This window comes from Kribbella sp. VKM Ac-2569 (genome assembly GCF_004216905.1).
In the GTDB taxonomy this organism is placed as follows: Bacteria; Actinomycetota; Actinomycetes; order Propionibacteriales; family Kribbellaceae; genus Kribbella.
Window position 1 is genome coordinate 2,246,890 of sequence record NZ_SGXJ01000001.1, and the last position, 18,500, is coordinate 2,265,389.

General features: G+C 68.6%; 19 protein-coding genes. 7 read left to right on the plus strand and 12 right to left on the minus strand.

All coding sequences use genetic code 11. From position 1 onward, the window contains the following. Positions 1–80: 80 nt before the first annotated feature. Both EV649_RS41995 and EV649_RS10600 read right to left on the minus strand, forming a co-directional pair. The gene (locus EV649_RS41995; protein WP_277875641.1) at positions 81–206 is read right to left on the minus strand and encodes a hypothetical protein; all 126 of its coding nucleotides are present in this window, start codon (positions 204–206) and stop codon (positions 81–83) included. Between the two features lie 33 nt (positions 207–239). Then, positions 240–950: a transporter substrate-binding domain-containing protein gene (locus EV649_RS10600; RefSeq protein WP_130382897.1), complete on the minus strand. Its 711-nt coding sequence runs from the start codon at positions 948–950 to the stop codon at positions 240–242. A gap of 95 nt (positions 951–1,045) precedes the next feature. On the opposite strand from EV649_RS10600, the gene EV649_RS10605 reads away from it, so the two are divergent. Together EV649_RS10605 and EV649_RS10610 are read left to right on the plus strand one after the other, a co-directional pair. After that, the gene (locus EV649_RS10605; RefSeq protein WP_130382899.1) at positions 1,046–2,308 is read left to right on the plus strand and encodes a glycoside hydrolase family 18 protein; all 1,263 of its coding nucleotides are present in this window, start codon (positions 1,046–1,048) and stop codon (positions 2,306–2,308) included. Beyond that, positions 2,309–2,950, plus strand: coding sequence for a phosphotransferase (locus EV649_RS10610; RefSeq protein ID WP_130382901.1), 642 nt, complete (start codon positions 2,309–2,311; stop codon positions 2,948–2,950). Here EV649_RS10610 and EV649_RS10615 read toward each other — a convergent pair. Further along, a complete protein-coding gene (locus EV649_RS10615; protein ID WP_130382903.1) occupies positions 2,938–3,858 on the minus strand; it encodes a helix-turn-helix domain-containing protein in 921 nt (306 codons plus the stop codon). The genes EV649_RS10610 and EV649_RS10615 overlap by 13 nt on opposite strands. Before the next feature lie 72 nt (positions 3,859–3,930). On the opposite strand from EV649_RS10615, the gene EV649_RS10620 reads away from it, so the two are divergent. Continuing rightward, positions 3,931–4,242: a cupin domain-containing protein gene (locus tag EV649_RS10620; protein ID WP_130382905.1), complete on the plus strand. Its 312-nt coding sequence runs from the start codon at positions 3,931–3,933 to the stop codon at positions 4,240–4,242. Here EV649_RS10620 and EV649_RS10625 read toward each other — a convergent pair whose 3' ends face one another. Together EV649_RS10625 and EV649_RS10630 are read right to left on the minus strand one after the other, a co-directional pair. Further along, positions 4,243–5,184 (minus strand): PQQ-binding-like beta-propeller repeat protein, encoded by a 942-nt coding sequence (locus EV649_RS10625; RefSeq protein WP_130382907.1) that lies wholly within the window; start codon positions 5,182–5,184, stop codon positions 4,243–4,245. It lies immediately after the preceding gene. Between the two features lie 63 nt (positions 5,185–5,247). Then, positions 5,248–6,228, minus strand: a complete 981-nt coding sequence (locus EV649_RS10630; protein ID WP_130382909.1) for a pirin family protein — start codon at positions 6,226–6,228, stop codon at positions 5,248–5,250. Positions 6,229–6,368: 140 nt separating this feature from the next. Here EV649_RS10630 and EV649_RS10635 point away from each other — a divergent pair, with 140 nt between their 5' ends. Together EV649_RS10635 and EV649_RS10640 are read left to right on the plus strand one after the other, a co-directional pair. Beyond that, positions 6,369–7,226: a bifunctional methylenetetrahydrofolate dehydrogenase/methenyltetrahydrofolate cyclohydrolase gene (locus tag EV649_RS10635; RefSeq protein WP_130382911.1), complete on the plus strand. Its 858-nt coding sequence runs from the start codon at positions 6,369–6,371 to the stop codon at positions 7,224–7,226. Positions 7,227–7,272: 46 nt separating this feature from the next. After that, on the plus strand, positions 7,273–7,542 hold the full coding sequence (locus EV649_RS10640) for a DUF3017 domain-containing protein (RefSeq protein WP_130382913.1): 270 nt from the start codon (positions 7,273–7,275) through the stop codon (positions 7,540–7,542). 343 nt (positions 7,543–7,885) lie between these two features. Here EV649_RS10640 and EV649_RS10645 read toward each other — a convergent pair whose 3' ends face one another. From EV649_RS10645 to EV649_RS10660, 4 genes are read right to left on the minus strand one after another with little or no spacing between them, the layout of a single operon-like run. Continuing rightward, positions 7,886–8,563: a hypothetical protein gene (locus tag EV649_RS10645; protein ID WP_130382915.1), complete on the minus strand. Its 678-nt coding sequence runs from the start codon at positions 8,561–8,563 to the stop codon at positions 7,886–7,888. Between the two features lie 31 nt (positions 8,564–8,594). Then, positions 8,595–10,154 carry a bifunctional phosphoribosylaminoimidazolecarboxamide formyltransferase/IMP cyclohydrolase gene (gene purH / locus EV649_RS10650; protein WP_130382917.1) on the minus strand — a complete coding sequence of 520 codons (1,560 nt, stop codon included), beginning with the start codon at positions 10,152–10,154 and terminating at the stop codon, positions 8,595–8,597. After that, positions 10,151–10,774 carry a phosphoribosylglycinamide formyltransferase gene (purN, locus tag EV649_RS10655; RefSeq protein ID WP_130382919.1) on the minus strand — a complete coding sequence of 208 codons (624 nt, stop codon included), beginning with the start codon at positions 10,772–10,774 and terminating at the stop codon, positions 10,151–10,153. Before purN ends, purH begins: the two co-directional genes overlap by 4 nt. 10 nt (positions 10,775–10,784) lie before the next feature. After that, positions 10,785–12,035 (minus strand): DUF6350 family protein, encoded by a 1,251-nt coding sequence (locus EV649_RS10660; RefSeq protein WP_130382921.1) that lies wholly within the window; start codon positions 12,033–12,035, stop codon positions 10,785–10,787. Between the two features lie 175 nt (positions 12,036–12,210). Here EV649_RS10660 and EV649_RS10665 point away from each other — a divergent pair, with 175 nt between their 5' ends. Continuing rightward, entirely contained in the window at positions 12,211–13,545 is a 1,335-nt protein-coding gene (locus tag EV649_RS10665; protein ID WP_130382923.1) for a hypothetical protein, read from the plus strand. A 51-nt stretch (positions 13,546–13,596) separates the two neighbouring features. Here the strand turns inward: EV649_RS10665 and sucD are convergent, their stop codons facing one another. Together sucD and sucC are read right to left on the minus strand one after the other, a co-directional pair. Then, the gene (sucD, locus tag EV649_RS10670; protein WP_130382925.1) at positions 13,597–14,487 is read right to left on the minus strand and encodes a succinate--CoA ligase subunit alpha; all 891 of its coding nucleotides are present in this window, start codon (positions 14,485–14,487) and stop codon (positions 13,597–13,599) included. A gap of 14 nt (positions 14,488–14,501) precedes the next feature. Further along, positions 14,502–15,674, minus strand: coding sequence for an ADP-forming succinate--CoA ligase subunit beta (gene sucC / locus EV649_RS10675; RefSeq protein ID WP_130382927.1), 1,173 nt, complete (start codon positions 15,672–15,674; stop codon positions 14,502–14,504). A 129-nt stretch (positions 15,675–15,803) separates the two neighbouring features. Between sucC and EV649_RS10680 the strand changes: the two genes are divergently transcribed. Beyond that, entirely contained in the window at positions 15,804–17,441 is a 1,638-nt protein-coding gene (locus EV649_RS10680) for a glycoside hydrolase family 13 protein (RefSeq protein ID WP_130382929.1), read from the plus strand. Between the two features lie 193 nt (positions 17,442–17,634). Here the strand turns inward: EV649_RS10680 and EV649_RS10685 are convergent, their stop codons facing one another. Further along, a complete protein-coding gene (locus EV649_RS10685; RefSeq protein ID WP_241998109.1) occupies positions 17,635–18,381 on the minus strand; it encodes a carbohydrate ABC transporter permease in 747 nt (248 codons plus the stop codon). Positions 18,382–18,500: the final 119 nt, after the last annotated feature.

Below are 18,500 nucleotides of genomic sequence, written 5' to 3' on the forward strand. Positions count from 1 at the left end.
TCGAACTCACTGCCTCACCCCAAAAGTCGGTTGTCTGCGCAACACCTAGAACGCGGCAACCGGTCTCCGGGGTTGCGCCGTCAGCGCATTGCGTACGACCCGATGACGGTCAGGTCCGTGACGTTGCCGGCGCCGTCGACCAGGTGCGACCGCAGCGAGACGCTCTTTCCGGCCGGCGTCCGGCTTCGCCTACTGCGACGTGACATGGCCGGTGAACTGCCCGTAGGGGGCCTCCAGGCTCAGGCAGGCGGGGCAACCGTGGCGTCGGCCTGCCCGGAGGTGGCGAGGGACGCGGCGATGAAGCCCGAGGATTTCAGGTCCTCGATCAGGTCGTGGAGATAGGCAACCGTGTCGGGGTGCTTGGACTTCGCGGTGCCGACGGCCTGCTGGATCTGCATGAACCGCTCGTCGATCAGGCGGAGGTCCGGGTTCTCCGCGACGTACCGGGTGATCGGCTGCCGGATGCCGGCCGCCACCTCGAGTCCCTCGTCGCGGAACACGTCGACACCCTCAGACCCGCGGACAACCGTTGCCTGCTGCAACGTCCTGGTCAGGTAGAGGTCGTACGCCGACCCCTGCTTCACCCCGATCCGCACACCCGGCGCATCCACCTCGGCGACCGTGGTCAGCCCGGAGTCCCGCGGTACGGCGAAGACACCCTCGATCACGACGTACGGCGCCGTGAACGCCACCTCGGCCGCCCGCGCCGGGTCGATCGCGAGAAAACAGAGATCCGCCTGGCCTGTCGTCATCGCCTCGAACGACTTCCGCGCCGCATCGAAACACACCAACTCCAACGACACCCCCAGCCGCCGCGCCAACTCCCGCGCGATATCAACAGTCACCCCACCCGGCGCCTCCGCGGACCCCTGCGCCAACACCGGATTCCCAAGATTGATCGAGGCCCGCAGAACCCCGTCCGGCGCAAGATCCCCAGCAACAGTCGTCATACGGCGACCCTAGTCGGATCCAGTTTTTGCAGAGACATTGCGTAAGTCGGTCGGCGGCCCTACTGTGTGCGCAGGAACCGTCCGATGGGGGTGTCATGAGGCGTCGGAGTGTGGGGCTGCTGATGGCGGCTGCGCTGGTCGTACCAACGACTGCCGCCGTACCTGCCGAAGCGCAGGGCAGCACCAAGCGAGTGGTGGGGTACTACACCAACTGGAGTGGGTACGGCCGGAACTTTCTGGTCAGCGATCTGGTGAAGAACGGGTCCGCGGCCCGGCTGACCCAGATCAACTACGCGTTCGGATTCGTCGACGCCCAGGGGAACTGCCTCAGCAGCGACCCGTGGGCCGACTACCAGCGACCGTTCACCGCCGAGCAGAGCGTCAACGGCACGGCCGACGAGCCCGGACAGGTGCTCAACGGCAATCTCAATCAGCTCAAGCAACTGAAGCAGAAGTACCCGGGGCTGCGGATCAGCATCTCGCTCGGCGGCTGGACAGGCTCGGCGCACTTCTCCGACGCGGCGCTCACGCCGGCCTCACGGGCCGCGCACGTGAAGTCGTGCCTGGACCTGTGGCTGAAGGGCAACCTGCCGGGCCTTCCCGCCGGCGCCGCGAAGGGAATCTTCACCGGCGTCGACCTGGACTGGGAATGGCCTGCCAGCGAAGGCAATCCGGGCAACGTGATCCGGCCGGAGGACAAGCAGAACTTCACCGCGCTGGTGCACGAGTACCGCAAGCAACTCGACCGGTTGCCGGGCAGGCACGACCTGACTGCGTTCCTGCCTGCGAACCCGGCGATGATCGACCGCGGCTTCGAGGTCCGGCAACTGTTCAAGGACCTGACGTTCGGCACGACGCAGGGGTACGACTACCACGGTCCGTGGGAGACGCTCACCAACCAGCAGTCCGCGATCGACGGACCCGCGGGCGATCCGACGACACCGGAGTTCAGCTCACAGGTGACGATCGACGCCTACCTGGCTCGTGGCGCACCGCGGAGCAAGCTGGTGATGGGTGTGCCGTTCTACTCGCACGGCTGGACCGGCGTGACCGATGTGAACCACGGCCTCTTCCAGCCGTCGACCGGTCCCGCGCCGTCGACCTTCGACGCCGGCACCGAGGACTACCGCTACCTGAAGGCCCAGTTGGCGAACTACACCGTCTATCGCGACAACAGCGCCGGTTTCGCGTGGCTGTTCGACGGTACGACGTTCTGGACCTGGGACGACCCGGTCGAGATGAAACGCAAAGCGCAGTACATCTCGCACCGCGATCTGGGCGGCGCGATGATCTGGTCGCTCGACGGTGACACCGGAAATGGGGAGCTGATTTCGGCCCTGCACCGTAATCTTCGGTGAGTGGATCTGAATCTTCTCCAGGATCGGTTCGGCGCTGACGGCGCCGAACCGATCTCGGTCGGCTGCTCCGACGCGACCGTGGTCCGGCTCGACCGCGGCGCGGAACGTCTGTACTACAAGGCTGGTCCAGGGGTCGGCGTCGAAGCCGAGCGGCTGGCGTGGCTCTCCGGCACCGGTTTCCCTTGCCCGCGCATCGTTGACCAGGGCAACAACTGGCTGCTGACCACGGAGCTGTCCGGCCGCGACGCGTCCCAACCGTGGCCGGCCCGCGACCGTCCCGCCGTACTCGCGGCGATAGCGTCAGGTCTGCGGGCACTCGACGAGCTCGCGGACTGCCCGTTCGCCTCGCCGTTCCCGGGTGCCGGGACCGCCGTGACCCACGGGGACTACGCGGCCCCGAACGTCTTCATCGACCCGACGACACTGCGCTTCACCGGCGTCCTGGATCTCAGCCGACTCGGCGCCGGCGACCGGTACGTCGATCTCTCGTTGATGTTCAAGAGCCTGCGCGGCACCCTCAACCCGCAGTACGGCGGACTGCTCGCGGCGCGACGCTTCGTCGAGCTGTACGGCGGGGATCCGGACGACCCGCGCATCGAGCACTACATCACGCTCGACGACACCGGCGACTACTTACCCTGATACGCGCGACGGTAGGCGCTCGGGGTGGTGTGGAGTGCGGTGCGGAATCTTCTGCGCAGATTCGTCGCGGACGAGAGGCCGACCCGGGTGGCGATCGCGTCCACGGAAAGTTCCGTTTCCTCCAGCAGAACACGTGTTCTGGCGATCCGCTGGGCCAGCAACCACTGCCCCGGAGCCACGCCGAGCTGCTGCTCGAAGCGCCGGGCCAGCGTCCGCGGCGACACGTTCACCCGCTGAGCGAGGTCGTCGACCGTGATCGGCTTGTTCAGGCGCTCAACAGCCCAGTCCAGCAAGCCTCCCAGCGACTCTTTTGGCACCGGCTCCGTCGAGCGGTACTGCGCCTGACCACCTTCGCGGTGCGGCGGCATCACCATCCGCCCGGCAACCCATGCGGCGTACGACGCCCCGTGATCGCGGCGCACCAGGTGCAGACACAGATCGATCCCGGTTCCGGACCCGCCACTCGTCGCCACATCCCCGTGGTCGACGTACAGCACGTCCGGATCCACCTGTACCGCGGGGAATCGGCGCTGCAGTTCGTCGGCGTACCGCCAATGCGTCGCGACCCGGCGCCCGTCGAGCAGCCCGGTCGCGGCGAGCAGGTACGCACCCGAGCAGATGCTGACGAGCCGCGCGCCGCGTCGATGGGCTCGCGTGAGCGCACGGAGGACCGCGGGCGTCGGCTCGCGGTTGATCGGCAGCCACCCCGGTACGACGATCGTGTCGGCGCGGTCGAGCGCGCGCAGACCGGACCTGACCACCATGTCGAAACCCTCGGTAGTACTGAGGTTTCCGGGTTGCTCGGTGCAGACGCTGAAGCAGTACGGCGGATCGCGGAAGACCGCCGCCGCACACCCGAGCTCGAAGCTCGCCTGCGGCGCGGTCACCAGTGCGACGACGCGATGCATGGCAGAAAAGTACCTGATCAGGACTTTCCTGACACTTGGGGCGGGCAGGTGGGCCGCGTGAGGATTGGACACATGGAGAACTACGAGTGGGCGTCGGTCGACGACGCACCGGTCCGCGAACTGTTTCCAGGCATCAGATTGCGGCCCCTGTGGTCCGGGGCGGTCGCCAAGGCGTTCGTGCTGCAGATGGATCCGGGATCGAGCTGGAAAGGCATCGACGTCCACGATCCAGGGCCGGAGGAGGTGTTCGTCGTGGACGGTGTGTTCAACGACGGCGACCGCGACTACCCGGCCGGATCGTTCATCCACGCCCCGGCCGGGTCGTCCCACGTTCCACAGTCCACGCAGGGCTGCACGCTGTTCCTGTTCTACCCCGAGGGGTGATCAGGGTTTGTCGAGCTGGACCACGTCGAAGTCGGTGCCTGGCGGCGCGCCGGGTCCGAGCGGCGGCGGGAAGCCCAGGTCGAAGCGGGCGTTGACCAGTGCGAGCCGATGGCCGTCCTCGCCGACGGCCGTCGGCACCCGGAACAGGGCATTGGTGATCCTGGCCTCGATGCGACCCTGGCTCAGATCTGGGCTGAGCTCGATCTTGACCAGTTGATTGGCGAAGTTCTCGACCACCCAGAGCGTCCTGCCGTCCAGGAGGATGCCGTCCACCGTACCTGGCGTGAGTGCGCCGCCGGTCAGCGTGAGCTCGCGGCTGGAGCCGGTGCCCGGGTCGACCAGGTACAAGGCCGCACGCGACGAGTGCCCGATGATCAGCACGTGCCCGTCGCTGGGCGCCGCGATGCCGTTCAGGTTCGGGAAGTCGCCGATCGCGGCCGCCGGTCCGCTCAGCGGGATGGTCACCGGGCTGCCGATACGCTCGCCCGGCCCGATCGGCACCTTGTAGATCACCGGGCGGAAGGAGTCGGTGAAGTACGCGGCATCGTTGGTGACCACGACGTCGTTGATCAGCGTGCCTTCACCGGTGCTGAGCACGAGGTTCGCCAGCGTGGAACCGTCGCGGGTGCTGTAGACGAACGCATGACCGTCGAAGCCGCCGGCGACCCAGAGCCGGTGCGCGGATCGCTCGACCTTCATGCCCGCGGCCGAGCGACCCGGCGGCGCGTCGACGAAGACGTCCCCGGCCCCGGTGCGTAGGTCTCCTCGATAGATGTCACCCGTGGTGAGCGAGCCGACGTAGAACGTGTGCTCCGGGCCGGTGGCGATTCCCTCCGGCTGGAAGTCGTCGGGCAAGGCAATCGATGCTGGGAACGGTGCGGCCGCGGCGACCGTCAGTGCCACCGCGGACACGATCAGCGCAAGTTTCCGGATGTATGACATGGTGCCCCCTGAATCCCCTTGTTTTGAAGGTAGATCCGGGGATTCAGGGTGTCCAGGGCAAGCTTATTCAGTACTGCGGAGTTCCGTCGGGGCGCCGTGGACCGCGGGGATGCTGCCGAGCTTGCCGGCCTGGAAGTCCTCGAAGGCCTGGATGACCTCGGCGCGGGTGTTCATCACGAACGGTCCGGCCATCGCAACCGGTTCACGGATCGGGCGGCCGCCGATCACGAGTACGTCGAGGTTCGGCTCAGCCTGCGGCTGCGTCGTACTCGCCGCCGTACGGATCGTGTCGCCAGGACCGAAGACGGCCAACTGACCCTTGCGGATCGGGCGCCGCTCGGAGCCGACGGTGCCCTGACCGGCCAGCACGTAGACGAGGGCGTTGTACTCCGGCTGCCACGGGAGCACCATTTCCGCGCCGGGGCTGACTGTCGCGTGGACCAGCGTGATCGGAGTGTGCGTCGAACCAGGCCCGTTGTGACCGTCGACCGAGCCGGCGATCACGCGGATCAGCGATCCGCCGTCCTGCGTGGAGAGCAGCGCGGAGTCGCCGCCGCGGATGTCCTGATAGCGCGGCGGGGCCCACTTGAGCGCCTTCGGCAGGTTCACCCAGAGCTGGATGCCGTGGAACAGGCCGCCACTCGTCACCAGGTGCTCCGGCGGGGTCTCGATGTGCAGCAGACCGCTGCCGGCGGTCATCCACTGGGTGTCGCCGTTGGAGATCACGCCGCCACCACCGTTGGAGTCCTGGTGCTCCATGATCCCGTCGAGCATGTACGTGACGGTCTCGAAGCCGCGGTGCGGGTGCCACGGCGTGCCCTTCGGCTCGCCCGGCGCGTACTCGACCTCGCCCATCTGGTCCATGTGGATGAACGGGTCCAGGTCGCGGAGATCGACGCCCGCGAAGGCCCGCCGTACCGGGAAGCCCTCGCCCTCGTACCCGCTCGGCGCGGACGTCACCGACTTCACCGAACGCTCGTTCACCGGCTCCTGCGCGCTGACGCGGGGCAGAACGGTGATGTCACTGACGGTCACGGCGGGCATGATGTGCTCCTCGCTGATTGGTAGTTCAAGACTAAACTACCTCCCGGAACCACGGCAAGAGCGCACGCATTCCCGGCTCAGCCGACGCCCAGGCGGTCCGGGTACGGGCCGGGGGTGGGCGCGTGGCAGACTCTGGGGTCGTGACGGCGCAGATTCTGGATGGCAAGGCGACGGCGGCGGCGATCAAGGACGAGCTGAAGGTCCGGGTCGCGAAGCTCGCCGAGCAGGGCGTGGTGCCCGGACTCGGCACGATCCTGGTGGGTGACGACCCGGGCAGCCGGGCGTACGTGGCGGGTAAGCACCGCGACTGCGCGGCGGTCGGGATCTCCTCGATCCAGGTCGAACTGCCGGACACCGCGACCCAGGACGAGATCGCCGCGCAGGTGCAGGCGCTCAACGACAACCCGGAATGCACCGGCTTCATCGTCCAGCTCCCGCTCCCCAAGCACGTCGACACGAACACGATCCTCGGCCTGATCGACCCCGCCAAGGATGCCGACGGCCTGCACCCGGTCAGCCTCGGCAAGCTCGTCCTCGGCCAGGACGGCCCGCTGCCGTGCACCCCGAAGGGCTGCGTGGAGATCCTCCGGCGGTACGACGTACCGATCGCCGGCGCGCACGTGGTCGTCGTCGGCCGCGGCGTGACCGCGGGACGGCCGATGGGGCTGCTGTTCACCCGGCGCAGCGAGAACGCGACCGTGACGCAGTGCCACACCGGCACGAAGGACCTCGCCGCCGTCGTACGTACCGGCGACATCGTGATCGCCGCCGCTGGTTCGGCCGGCCTGATCACCGCGGACATGGTGAAGCCCGGCGCCGTCCTTCTCGACGTCGGCACGAGCCGCAACGCCGAGGGCAAGATCGTCGGCGACATCGAGACCGCGGCCCGCGAGCAGGCCGCCTGGATCGCGCCGATGCCCGGCGGTATCGGCCCGATGACCCGCGCGATGCTCCTCACCAACGTGGTGGAAGCCGCCGAATCGAGCCTCCCCCAGTGATCTCCGGCGGTACGGCGTACGCGGTCGAGCTGGGTGTGGCGTGCTGATGGCGGGTGAGGCCCAGCGCCGGAGCCAATGGCCCCTGGGGTTGACGCTCCTGGTCGCGCTCGCCGGCATGGTCGTGCTCTGGTTCTACAACTGGCGCAACGGCGTCTTCGTCTTCGCCGGCGCATTGTGCCTAGCCGGCCTCCTCCGAGCCACCCTCACCGACACAGCCGCCGGGCTCCTCCATGTCCGCAGCCGCATGTTCGACACCACCTTCCTCCTCCTCACAGCCGCCGCCATCGCAGTACTCGCCATCATCGTCCCCAACTGATCCCGCCGTCGCCCACCGCAACTCATGGGTGGACGTCCGAGATGCTGGGTTTGCGTCCCGGATCCAGGACGCAAACCCTGCATCTTGGACGCATACCCACCAACGCCGACCTGGGGTCTGTAATCATCGGGTGGATGGTGAGGATTCGTTCTGCTGTGCGCGCTGACGGGCGGAGCCATCGCCGGGTTCGTCGCCCTAACAGAACTAGCGGCCCAGTACGACGAAGCAATCCTCTGGACCCTGGCCAACTACCCCCAGGGCCAAACCTTCTACGCCAACACCGGCTGGGCCCAGGCACCCGAATCCCGCGACAACGGCCGCCAGCTCGCCTACCGCCGCAGCTTCAGATCGTCCACTTCCACGGCGCGTACACGCTGACCTTCACGGCGTCGAGAAGGGGCGCGGTGTACTTGACCGAGCAACCCTTGGCGTACGCGTTCCGCGCGGCCAGAACCTTCGCACGGGTGAGGTTGACGCGCTTGACCTCGTACGCCGTAACCAGCTCCCGCTCGGGCCACGAGTCCTCGGTGTACGACCTCGCCATCCAGTCGTCGGACAGCGGATCCGCCGACGAACCGAGCGCCCGCCCGACCTCACTACCCGCGACCGGGCTGAGCTGGTCGCCACGCTTGTCCCCCGCCCAATGGCGTCCCGGCGGGTTGTAGTTCGTCAGCACGTCGTACTCGTACTGCCAGCTCCACTCCTCGTAGGCACACGCGAAGATCACCTGCGCATACCCGGCCCGCGGCGCCCGCAGCGCCACGTCCGGCGACTGCAGTCGCGTGACAGTGATCTTCTCGTACGCCGACTTCGGCAACTCCGGCCGCGACGGCAACCGCGTCGTCGGATACGGCACCGGTGTCGTCGCCCCCGGCGTCTCCACAACTCCTGGTCTCGGGCTCGACTCGATGGCACGCAGCCCCAACGACACGGACGGCGTACTCCCGCTCCGCGGCGCTACCTCGCTCCCGCAACCCCCGAGCACCAGAACCCCGACAACCAAAGCCCCCAGCTTCCGCATGCGCCCAACCTAGTGGAAGCCGGGGCGGAGGTCAGTGGAAGAAGTGGCGGGTTCCGGTGAAATACATGGTGATGCCGGCTTTGGTGGCGGCTTCGATGGCTGCTTCGTCTCGGATGGAGCCGCCGGGCTGGACCACTGCTTTGACGCCGCCTTCGATGAGGACCTCTAGGCCGTCGGGGAAGGGGAAGAAGGCGTCGGAGGCGGCGACGGAGCCGGTGGCGCGGTCGCCGGCGCGGGAGACTGCCAGGCGGCAGGAGTCGACGCGGTTGACCTGGCCCATGCCGACGCCGACCGAGGCGCCGTCGGCGGCGAGCAGGATCGCGTTGGACTTGACCGCGCGGCACGCCTTCCAGGCGAAGGCGAGGTCGGCGAGCACCTCGTCCGAGGCGGCCTCGCCCGCGGCCAGGGTCCACGCGGCCGGGTCGTCACCGGAAGCCTGGAAGCGGTCGCGGTGCTGCAGCAGCAACCCACCGCTGATCGCCCGCTGCTCGACCGTCTCGTCCGCAGAGACGGCCGGCGCCACGAGCAGCCGGATGTTCTTCTTCGCCTGCAGGATCTCGACGGCGCCGTCCTCGAACGCAGGCGCCACCAGCACCTCGGTGAAGATCTCCGCGACCTGCTTCGCCAGGTCCACCGAGACCGGGCGGTTCGTCGCGATCACACCGCCGTACGCCGACACCGGGTCGCACTCGTGCGCGCGCCGGTGGGCCTCCGCGATGTCCTTGCCGACGGCGATCCCGCACGGGTTCGCGTGCTTGATGATCGCGACCGCCGGCTCGCTGAAGTCATAGGCGGTACGCCGGGCCGCGTCGGCGTCGACGTAGTTGTTGTACGACATCTCCTTGCCGTGCAGCTGCTCCGCCGCGGCCAGCCCGCCCCGCCCGTTCAGGTACAGCGCGGCCGGCTGATGCGGGTTCTCGCCGTACCGCAGGACGGCGGACTTCTCCCACGAAGCGCCCACCCAGGCAGGGAATCCGGACCCCTCACTCGAGTCGGTGAGCACGCTGCCCATCCAGGACGCGACGGCGATGTCGTACTCCGCCGTGTGCACGAAGGCAGCCGCAGCCAACCGAGCCCGCTCCTCCAGCGAGAAGCCGCCCTCCTCGAGCGCGGCGAAAAGCGAGGCATACTGCGCGGCCGACGTCACCACCGCGACGTTCGCGTGGTTCTTCGCCGCGCCGCGCACCATCGACGGCCCGCCGATGTCGATCTGCTCGATGCACTCGTCGACCGACGCGCCGGAGGCGACCGTCTCGGTGAACGGGTACAGGTTGCTCACCAGCAGGTCGAACGGCTCGACTCGCATCTCCTGCAACTGCTCGACGTGATCGGGCTTCCGCAGGTCGGCGAGGAGCCCGGCGTGCACGAGAGGGTGCAGGGTCTTGACCCGCCCGTCGAGGCATTCCGGGAACCCGGTCAGCTCCTCGACCTTGGTCACCGGAACCCCGGCCGCCGCGATCCGCGCCGCGGTGGAACCGGTCGACACCAGCTGGACACCGGCGGCGTGCAGCGCGGAAGCAAGTTCCTCCAGACCGGTCTTGTCGTACACGCTGATCAGCGCGCGGCGGATCGGCCTGCGGTCGGTGCTCACTTCAGTCGAACCTTTCGTCCGGTGATGGTCCAGCCCTCCCGGACCAGGCGGCCGACCCACTCCACCAACTGGCGGCGTTCGACGTCCTTGATCCGTTCGGTCAGGGCTTCTTCGGTGTCGTCGTCCTCGACGGGTACGACGACCTGCGCGATGATCGGCCCGGTGTCGACGCCGCCGTCCACGAAGAACAGCGTCGCCCCGGCGACCTTCACGCCGTACTCCAGCGCGTCCCGGGGCCCGTGGATCCCGGGGAACGCCGGCAGCAGCGCGTTGTGGGTGTTGATGTAGCGGTCGCCGAAGGACTCCAGGAAGTCCTCGCCGACCAGCTTCAGGAAGCCCGCGGACACGACCAGGTCAGGCTTGTACTGCGTGACGGACGCAGTCAGCGCACGATCCCAGTCGGGGCGTGACGGGTACTCCTTCACCTTGTGCACGAAGGTCGGCACTCCGGCGGCCGCGGCCCGGTCCAGGCCGGCGATCCCGTCGCGGTCGGCGCCGACGGCCACCACCTGAGCGCCGTACGCCGGGTCGGCGCAGGCGTCCAGCAGGGCCTGCAGGTTCGACCCCGAGCCCGACACGAGCACGACGAGGCGCGCAGAACCCGGGTCAGAAGCAGTCACGGCGGGAAGCCTATCGCCCGCTGTCGGCCTCTCCGTCAGCCGGTCGCCGCGCTGAGACCACCGCGGCCGTGATCGCGGCCCCGATCGCCATGCCTGCCGCCAGTACGCCGGCCGCCGGCAACGCCCCCGGAACTCCGACCACGGACATCCGCCCGGGCCCCGCCGATCCGCCCGACAGCGCCAGCAGCGCGAACACGATGACGCCCGCGACGAGCGCCGCCATCGCACCGCGCAGCGCGAACGCGTCCCAGCCCAGCGCGTCAGCGTCCTGCTCCGCGAGCCCTCGCCGTACGACGACCAGACCTGCGACCGCGCCGGCGACCAGCGGCACCACAGCCGTCAGCACCAGCAGGTACGACGGGGTAGCGCCGTCGGCAGGTACCGCTGCCAGCAGCGGGAGCGCCGGCAGGTTCCCCACGTCCACGCCGGTCGGCGCGATCGTCGTGCCGACCCCCAACTGGAACCCAGGCCCGGCGAGGAACGCCACGACGTACAGGATCATGTTCGGCACCAGCATCAGGCAGATCGCGAACAGCACGACCGACCCGATCACGCCGGCGTCCAGAAGCTCGAGCATCCCGGTGATCCGGGAGAAGTGGATCGCGAGCAGTACGCCGTACAGCAGCGAGGCGATCGCGATCACGGTCAGTACGGCGGCCATTGCCGCGGATACGGCGTCCCGCAGACCTGCCGGTGTGGCGTCCGCGAGGTCTTCGGCGGCTCCCGACTCGACCGCGATGCCCGCGAGCCCGGCCACCAGCGCCAGCGAGAACGCGCCCAGGAACGCGGACAGCGGCGACACCTTGAGCGAGCCCTCCGCCGTGAGCAACGCCACGACGAGGCCGCCGAGGCCGTAGACGAGCGCGAACGCTCCGGCCAGCGCGATCAGGTCCCTGGTCCGGTCGGCCGCGCTGGACCGGGCCGCCGACTTGCCGCCGCGGTACAGGCACCAGGCGAAGAACAGCGTCAGGCCGAGCGGCGCGATGCTGATCCGTCCGGTGCCGATCGTCACACCCGCTTTGTGCGCGATCAGCCAGGCCGACGCTCCGGCCCGGACCGCGCCGGAGGCACCGCCGAACGTCGCGCCCAGCCAACCGATGACGGCGACCGCGGCGCAGGTGAGGAGACCGGTCAGCAGACACGCTCCGGCTGAGATCACGGCCGACACGACCAAGGGCTTGGTCTGGGCCGCGATCTCCGACGTGGGCGGAACGCTCGTCTCGCCGTCCCGGGCGCCGGGGCGGCTCAGCATGTCGGTCATCTGACTCCCATCGTCTCCCCGGTCACGGACGCCACTCGTCCTGACACGCCGGATGTGGGAGACTTCAGCCCGCCTGTTCACGCTCAGTACTGATGAGTTCGCCTGTTGGTAGCTGAGTGGGAGCAGCGTGGGTTCACCCGGTACTGTCGGGTGGAATCAGTCAGGAGGACGAGCTTTGGCCGGTTCCCACCGTGCATCACGCGGCGGCGGTCGCGCCGCTGCCCGGGAGGCGCGTCGCCAGAAGGCGCGCAAGCGGAACCAGACGATCGCAGCAGGCGTCGCGGTCGTGGTGCTGGTCGGCGGCGGCGGTGTCGCCGCGCTCAACGCGTTCGGCGGCGACAAAGAGCCCGGCGCGAAGACCGGCAACGGCCCGTCGGACGACAAGCCGACCAATTCCGACGTACTCGCCGACGACAAGGCGCTGCTGGACGCCGCGGGCGCGAAGACGCTCGGCGCGACCGGCACCTGGGCGGTCACCAAGACCGCGGACGGCGACTCGGCCCCGGACAGCGCGTTCGCCTGCCAGTCACAGCGGTTCGCCGACCCGTCCGGCCTGCGGACCTGGGTCCGCACCCTGCAGAACTCGGCCACCAAGGACACCGCCGTCCAGTACGTCGACGTGTCGAACGACAAGGCCACCGCCGCGAAGACCTACGCCACGGTCGTCCACTGGCTCAGCCAGTGCACGACACCGCAGACCCGGTTGTCGGCCGGTTACGTGACCACCGGCGTCGGCGAGCGCGGTGTGATCGCCGTCTTCGGGCAGGTCCCCGGCGCGAAGACGAAGTACAAGACCGTCGCGGTCACGCTCGTCGGGCAGGCGACCATGGTCGTCGAGCACGACACGATGGCCGCCACGCCGCCCCGGCCGGACACGGTGCTGGCCACCGCGAGCGCGGCGGCGAAGAAGATCTGTACCCAGACCGGCGGCTGCGCGACCGGGGCTCCGATCGCGAAACCGGCCCTGTTGCCGAACGTCGACACTCCGGGCTTCATGGCCTCGGTCGACCTGCCGCTGCTGGACGAGATCGACAAGCCGTGGGTGAGCGCCGCCGCCGCGACGAGCAATGACGGCACCGGCTGCGAGAAGCTCGGTCTGAAGAAGGCGAGGGCGACGAAGTACGGCACGGTCACGTACGTGACGCCGGAGGCGAAGGTGCCGACCGAGTTCGGGCTCGACGACACGGTCATCAAGTTCGCCACCCCGACCGTGGCCGCGAGTTACGTCAGCCAGATCAAGAAGAACGTCGACGCCTGCGAGAAGAACGTCTCGAACGCGAAGGTCGAGTCGACCGGCACGGTCAAGACCAACACGATGACGGGCAAGAGCTGGAAGGCGACGTACGACACCGGCGACGGGAAGAAGTTCGTCTACCGGATCGGGATCGCCGGATCCGGGAACCGGGCGGTCTACGTGCTGTTCCCGGTGCTGAAGGAGCTGGACCTCACCGACGCGGCGTTCAACGAGACGCTCGCCCGCGCGGCCGACCGGTCCGCCGCCTACAAGTAGAAACGGGACCCACCCCCGTCAGGGGCAGGTCCCGCTTCACATGCCTGGCAGTTACTTGCTCAGGCCCTGCATGATCTCGCGCATCAGGTTGGCGGTCTCGGACGGCGTCTTGCCGACCTTCACGCCGACGGCCTCGAGGGCCTCCTGCTTCGCGGCCGCTGTCCCGGACGAGCCGGAGACGATCGCGCCGGCGTGGCCCATCGTCTTGCCCTCCGGGGCGGTGAAGCCCGCGACGTACCCGACGACCGGCTTGGTCACGTTCTCCTTGATGAACGCGGCCGCCCGCTCCTCGGCGTCACCGCCGATCTCACCGATCATCACGATCGCGTCGGTGTCCGGGTCGTCCTGGAACGCCCGCAGCGCGTCGATATGCGTGGTCCCGATGATCGGGTCGCCGCCGATCCCGATCGCGGTCGAGAACCCGAAGTCCCGCAGCTCGTACATCATCTGGTAGGTCAGCGTCCCGGACTTCGACACCAGACCGATCCGGCCCTGGCCGGCGATGTCGGCCGGGATGATGCCGGCGTTCGACTCGCCCGGGGTGATGATGCCGGGGCAGTTCGGGCCGATGATCCGGGTCTTGCCGGACGCCTGCGCGGCAGCGAAGAACGCGGCCGTGTCGTGCACCGGCACGCCCTCGGTGATCACCACGACCAGCGGCACCTCGGCCTCGACGGCCTCCAGTACGGCGTCCTTGGTGAACTTCGGCGGGACGAAGATGACCGACACGTTCGCGCCGGTCTCCTTGACCGCGTCGGCGACGGTGCCGAACACGGCGACCGCCTTACCGTCGAAGTCCTGGCTCTGGCCCGCCTTACGCGGGTTCACGCCGCCGACGATGTTGGTGCCCGAGGCGAGCATCCGGGTGGTGTGCTTGGTGCCCTCGGAGCCGGTCATGCCCTGGACGATGACCTTGCTGTCCTTGGTCAGGAAGATAGACATTGTTCGGCGATCCCTTACTTCGCAGCCAGCTCGGCGGCGCGCTTGGCGGCGCCGTCCATCGTGTCGACCCGCTCCAGACCGGCCAGGCCGGCCTCGTCGAGGATCCGGCGGCCCTCCTCGGCGTTGTTGCCGTCCAGCCGGACGACCAGCGGCTTGGTGACGGCCTCGCCCCGGCTCGACAGCAGCTCGAACGCCTGCACGATGCCGTTCGCGACCGCGTCACAGGCGGTGATGCCGCCGAAGACGTTCACGAACACGCTCTCCACCTGCGAGTCGGAGATGATGATCTCCAGGCCGTTCGCCATGACCTCGGCCGAAGCGCCACCGCCGATGTCGAGGAAGTTCGCGGGCTTCTGGCCGCCGAACTCCTCACCCGCGTACGCGACGACGTCCAGGGTGCTCATGACGAGACCCGCGCCGTTGCCGATGATGCCGACCGAACCGTCCAGCTTCACGTAGTTCAGGCCCTTGGCCTTGGCCGCCGCCTCCAGCGGGTCGGCCGCCGAGACGTCCTCGAACTCGGCGTGGTCCGGGTGCCGGAAGTCCGCGTTCTCGTCCAGCGTGACCTTGCCGTCCAGCGCCTCGACGTTGCCGTCCTCGAGCTTGACCAGCGGGTTCACCTCGACCAGCGAGGCGTCCTCGGCGATGAACACGTCGTACAGCTTGACGATCTCCGGTACGACGGCGTCGATCACGTCGGCCGGGTACTTCGCGGCGACCGCGATCTCGCGCGCCTTCGCCTCGTCGACACCGGTCGCCGGGTCGATCGAGATCTGCGCGACCGCGTCCGGGTCGGTGTGCGCGACCTCTTCGATCTCCATGCCGCCGGCGGCGGAGGCGATGCAGAGGTAGTTACGGTTGGCGCGGTCGATCAGGAACGAGAAGTAGTACTCCTCGCCGATCGCCGCGGCCGGGACGATGTTCAGGATCTTGACGACGTGACCCTTGATGTCGAGCCCGAGGATCTCGCGGGCCTTCTCCTCGGCCTCGTCCGGGTTCGAGGCCAGCTTGACGCCGCCGGCCTTGCCGCGGCCGCCGGTCTTGACCTGGGCCTTCACGACCACCCGGCCGCCGATCTTCTCGGCCGCCGCGCGGGCTTCCTCCGGAGTCGTGACAACCGCACCCACGGTCGTCCGCACTCCGTGCTTGGCGAAGACCGTCTTCGCCTGGAATTCCATCAGATCCACGAGTGTGGTCCCTCTCTCGCCTGTACGGGGCTTCTGACAGTAGCCACCCTCGTGCCGGGAGCAACAGGCGGGGTCCCGGCTGAGACGACCGTCACAGCCTCCTCCGGGTCCCATGTCAGGCTAGATCACATGACCGATCCTGAGATCAGACCAGCTGACGACTGGTGGCGTAGCGCCGTCGTCTACCAGGTGTATCCGCGCTCGTTCGCCGACGCCGACGGCGACGGGACCGGCGACGTGAACGGGATCCGCGCCCGGCTGCCGTACCTCGCCGAGCTCGGCGTCGACGCGATCTGGATCAGCCCCTGGTACCCGTCCCCGCTGCTCGACGGCGGGTACGACGTCGCCGACTACCGCGACATCAACCCGGAGTTCGGCACCCTCGCCGACGCGGACGCGCTGATCGCCGAGGCGCACGCGCTGGGTCTGCGGATCCTCATCGACCTGGTGCCGAACCACTGCTCCTGGGACCACCCGTGGTTCAAGGCCGCCCTGGCTGCGGGGAAGGGTTCTCCGGAGCGGGACCTGTTCTGGTTCCGGGACTCCGCGGACGGCCTGCCGCCGACCAACTGGCCGGCCGCGTTCGGTGGCGGCGCGTGGCAGCAGATCGACGACGGGCAGTGGTACCTGCACCTGTTCGACATCTCCCAGCCGGACTGGAACTGGGACAACCCGAAGGTGATCGAGGAGTTCGACGCGATCCTTCGGTTCTGGTTCGACCGCGGCGTCGATGGGTTCCGGATCGATGTCGCCGACTCGATGGCCAAGGACCCGGCGTTGCCCGACGTACCGCTGCACAACGGGGAGCCGACGCGGGAGAAGTACGTCGGGAACCCGTTCTACGACCAGCCCGGTGTGCACACCATCCACCAGCGCTGGCGCGCGATCGCCGACGAGTACGCCGATACGCCGCAGGGGCCCCGGGTCTTCGTGGCGGAGGCGTGGCTGTCACCGGCCGAGCGACTGGCGCAGTACGTGCGGCCGAACGAACTGCACTCGGCCTTCAACTTCGACGCCCTGCGCGCAGCGTGGGACGCGAAGGAACTGCGTGAGGTCATCGACCACACCACCGACAACCTGTGGGCGGTCGGGGCGCCGGCGACGTGGGTGCTGAGCAACCACGACACGATCCGGCACCGCACGCGGTACGGCCGTGACCATCGGGACGCGTTGGAGGGTGCGGGCGTCGTACCGACCGATCTGGAGCTCGGGCTGCGCCGGGCGCGGGCCGCCGCGTTGCTGGAACTCGCGCTGCCCGGCGGCGCGTACATCTACCAGGGTGACGAGCTCGGGCTGCCCGAGGTCGAGGACCTGCCCGAGGACGTGCTCGACGACCCCACCTGGGAGCGCTCCGGGCACACCGTCCGCGGCCGGGACGGCTGCCGGGTCCCGATCCCGTGGTCCGGCTCCGAGCCGCCGTACGGCTTCGGCCCGGGCACCGCCCAGCCGTGGCTTCCGCAGCCGTCAGACTGGGCCGGTCTGACCGCCGAGTCGCAGGCCGGAGACCCCGGCAGCCACCTCAATCTGTACAAGGCGGCCCTCAAGATCCGTCGCGAACACCCGGCCCTCGGCGAAGGTCGCCTCGTCTGGGACCCGGACGCCGCGGACGGCATCCTTTCCTTCACCCGCGACCCCGGCTTCCGCTGCGTCGTGAACGTCAGCGACACCCCGATCGCCCTGCCCGCCCACCAGCAGATCCTGCTGAGCAGCGAGCCCCTGCCGAACGGCGAACTCCCGGTCGACACCACCGTCTGGCTCCAGGTCTGACACAACAGAAACGGCCGGAGCGTTGGCTCCGGCCGTTTCTCGTTTCAGCGGTTCCGTAGACGGTCGCGGTCTTCGCGATCCCGCCGGTCCCGATCTTCCCGGTCCCGCCGGTCGCGGTCTTCCCGGTCCCGGCGATCGCGGTCTTCCCGATCTCGCCGATCCCGATCTTCCCGGTCCCGCCGGTCCCGCCAGCTCACTTCACGCCACCTGCCGTGAGGCCGGCGACGATACGGCGCTGGAACAGCAGTACGGCGATCACGAGCGGGATCGTGACCACCACACCGGCGGCCATCTGGCTGCCGAACGGTTGGTCGCGGCCCGTCGTACCGGTGAACTGCGAGACGATCACGTTCGCCGTCTGGATCGACTTCTTGTTGGTCATGCTCAGCGCGATCAGGAACTCGTTCCAGGCCGCGATGAACGTGATGATGGCGGTGGTGAACACACCGGGTGCCGCCAGCGGGATGATGACCTTGCGGAAGGCCTGGGCCGGCGTACAGCCGTCCACCATCGCCGCCTGCTCGAGTTCCTGCGGCATCTGCCGGAAGAACGACGTCAGGTTCCACACCGCCAACGGCAGCGCGAACGACAGGCTCGGCACGATCATCGCCTGGTAGGTGTTGATCCACTTGATGTCGACGAACAGCTTCAGCAGCGGCACCACGAGCGAGATGCCCGGGAACATCGACGTGGTGATGATGATCGCCAGGACGACGTTCTTGAACTTGAAGTCCAGCCGCGCCAGCGTGTACGCCGCTACCATGCCGATGATCAGCGTCAGGATCGTCACCGTCCCGGCCACGATCAGGCTGTTCAGCAGACCCCGGGCGAAACCGTTGGAACCGGCGAACACGTCCTTGAAGTTCTGGAACGAGAACGGCGCCGGGATGATGTCGTTCGAGAACTGGTCGGAGGGCCGGCGGAACGCCGAAACCATCATCCAGTAGAACGGCGCCAGGCAGTACAGGACGATGACCACGACGCCGATCAGCGGCGCGTACCGTCGCAGCGCGCTGGTCTCGGCCGTCTTGAGCTTGCCGCCACCGGCAGGTGCAGTTG

Bases quoted from the DNA above. Each gene is read 5' to 3' on its own strand.
- EV649_RS10660 (WP_130382921.1), bottom strand. From the start codon at position 12,035: ATGACCGACATGCTGAGCCGCCCCGGCGCCCGGGACGGCGAGACGAGC.
- EV649_RS10615 (WP_130382903.1), bottom strand. From the start codon at position 3,858: ATGCATCGCGTCGTCGCACTGGTGACCGCGCCGCAGGCGAGCTTCGAG.
- EV649_RS10605 (WP_130382899.1), top strand. From the start codon at position 1,046: ATGAGGCGTCGGAGTGTGGGGCTGCTGATGGCGGCTGCGCTGGTCGTA.
- EV649_RS10680 (WP_130382929.1), top strand. From the start codon at position 15,804: ATGACCGATCCTGAGATCAGACCAGCTGACGACTGGTGGCGTAGCGCC.
- EV649_RS10645 (WP_130382915.1), bottom strand. From the start codon at position 8,563: ATGCGGAAGCTGGGGGCTTTGGTTGTCGGGGTTCTGGTGCTCGGGGGT.
- EV649_RS10600 (WP_130382897.1), bottom strand. From the start codon at position 950: ATGACGACTGTTGCTGGGGATCTTGCGCCGGACGGGGTTCTGCGGGCC.
- EV649_RS10685 (WP_241998109.1), bottom strand. From the start codon at position 18,381: ATGATGGTTTCGGCGTTCCGCCGGCCCTCCGACCAGTTCTCGAACGAC.
- EV649_RS10625 (WP_130382907.1), bottom strand. From the start codon at position 5,184: ATGTCATACATCCGGAAACTTGCGCTGATCGTGTCCGCGGTGGCACTG.
- EV649_RS10620 (WP_130382905.1), top strand. From the start codon at position 3,931: ATGGAGAACTACGAGTGGGCGTCGGTCGACGACGCACCGGTCCGCGAA.
- EV649_RS10640 (WP_130382913.1), top strand. From the start codon at position 7,273: ATGGCGGGTGAGGCCCAGCGCCGGAGCCAATGGCCCCTGGGGTTGACG.
- EV649_RS41995 (WP_277875641.1), bottom strand. From the start codon at position 206: ATGTCACGTCGCAGTAGGCGAAGCCGGACGCCGGCCGGAAAGAGCGTC.
- EV649_RS10630 (WP_130382909.1), bottom strand. From the start codon at position 6,228: ATGCCCGCCGTGACCGTCAGTGACATCACCGTTCTGCCCCGCGTCAGC.
- sucD (WP_130382925.1), bottom strand. From the start codon at position 14,487: ATGTCTATCTTCCTGACCAAGGACAGCAAGGTCATCGTCCAGGGCATG.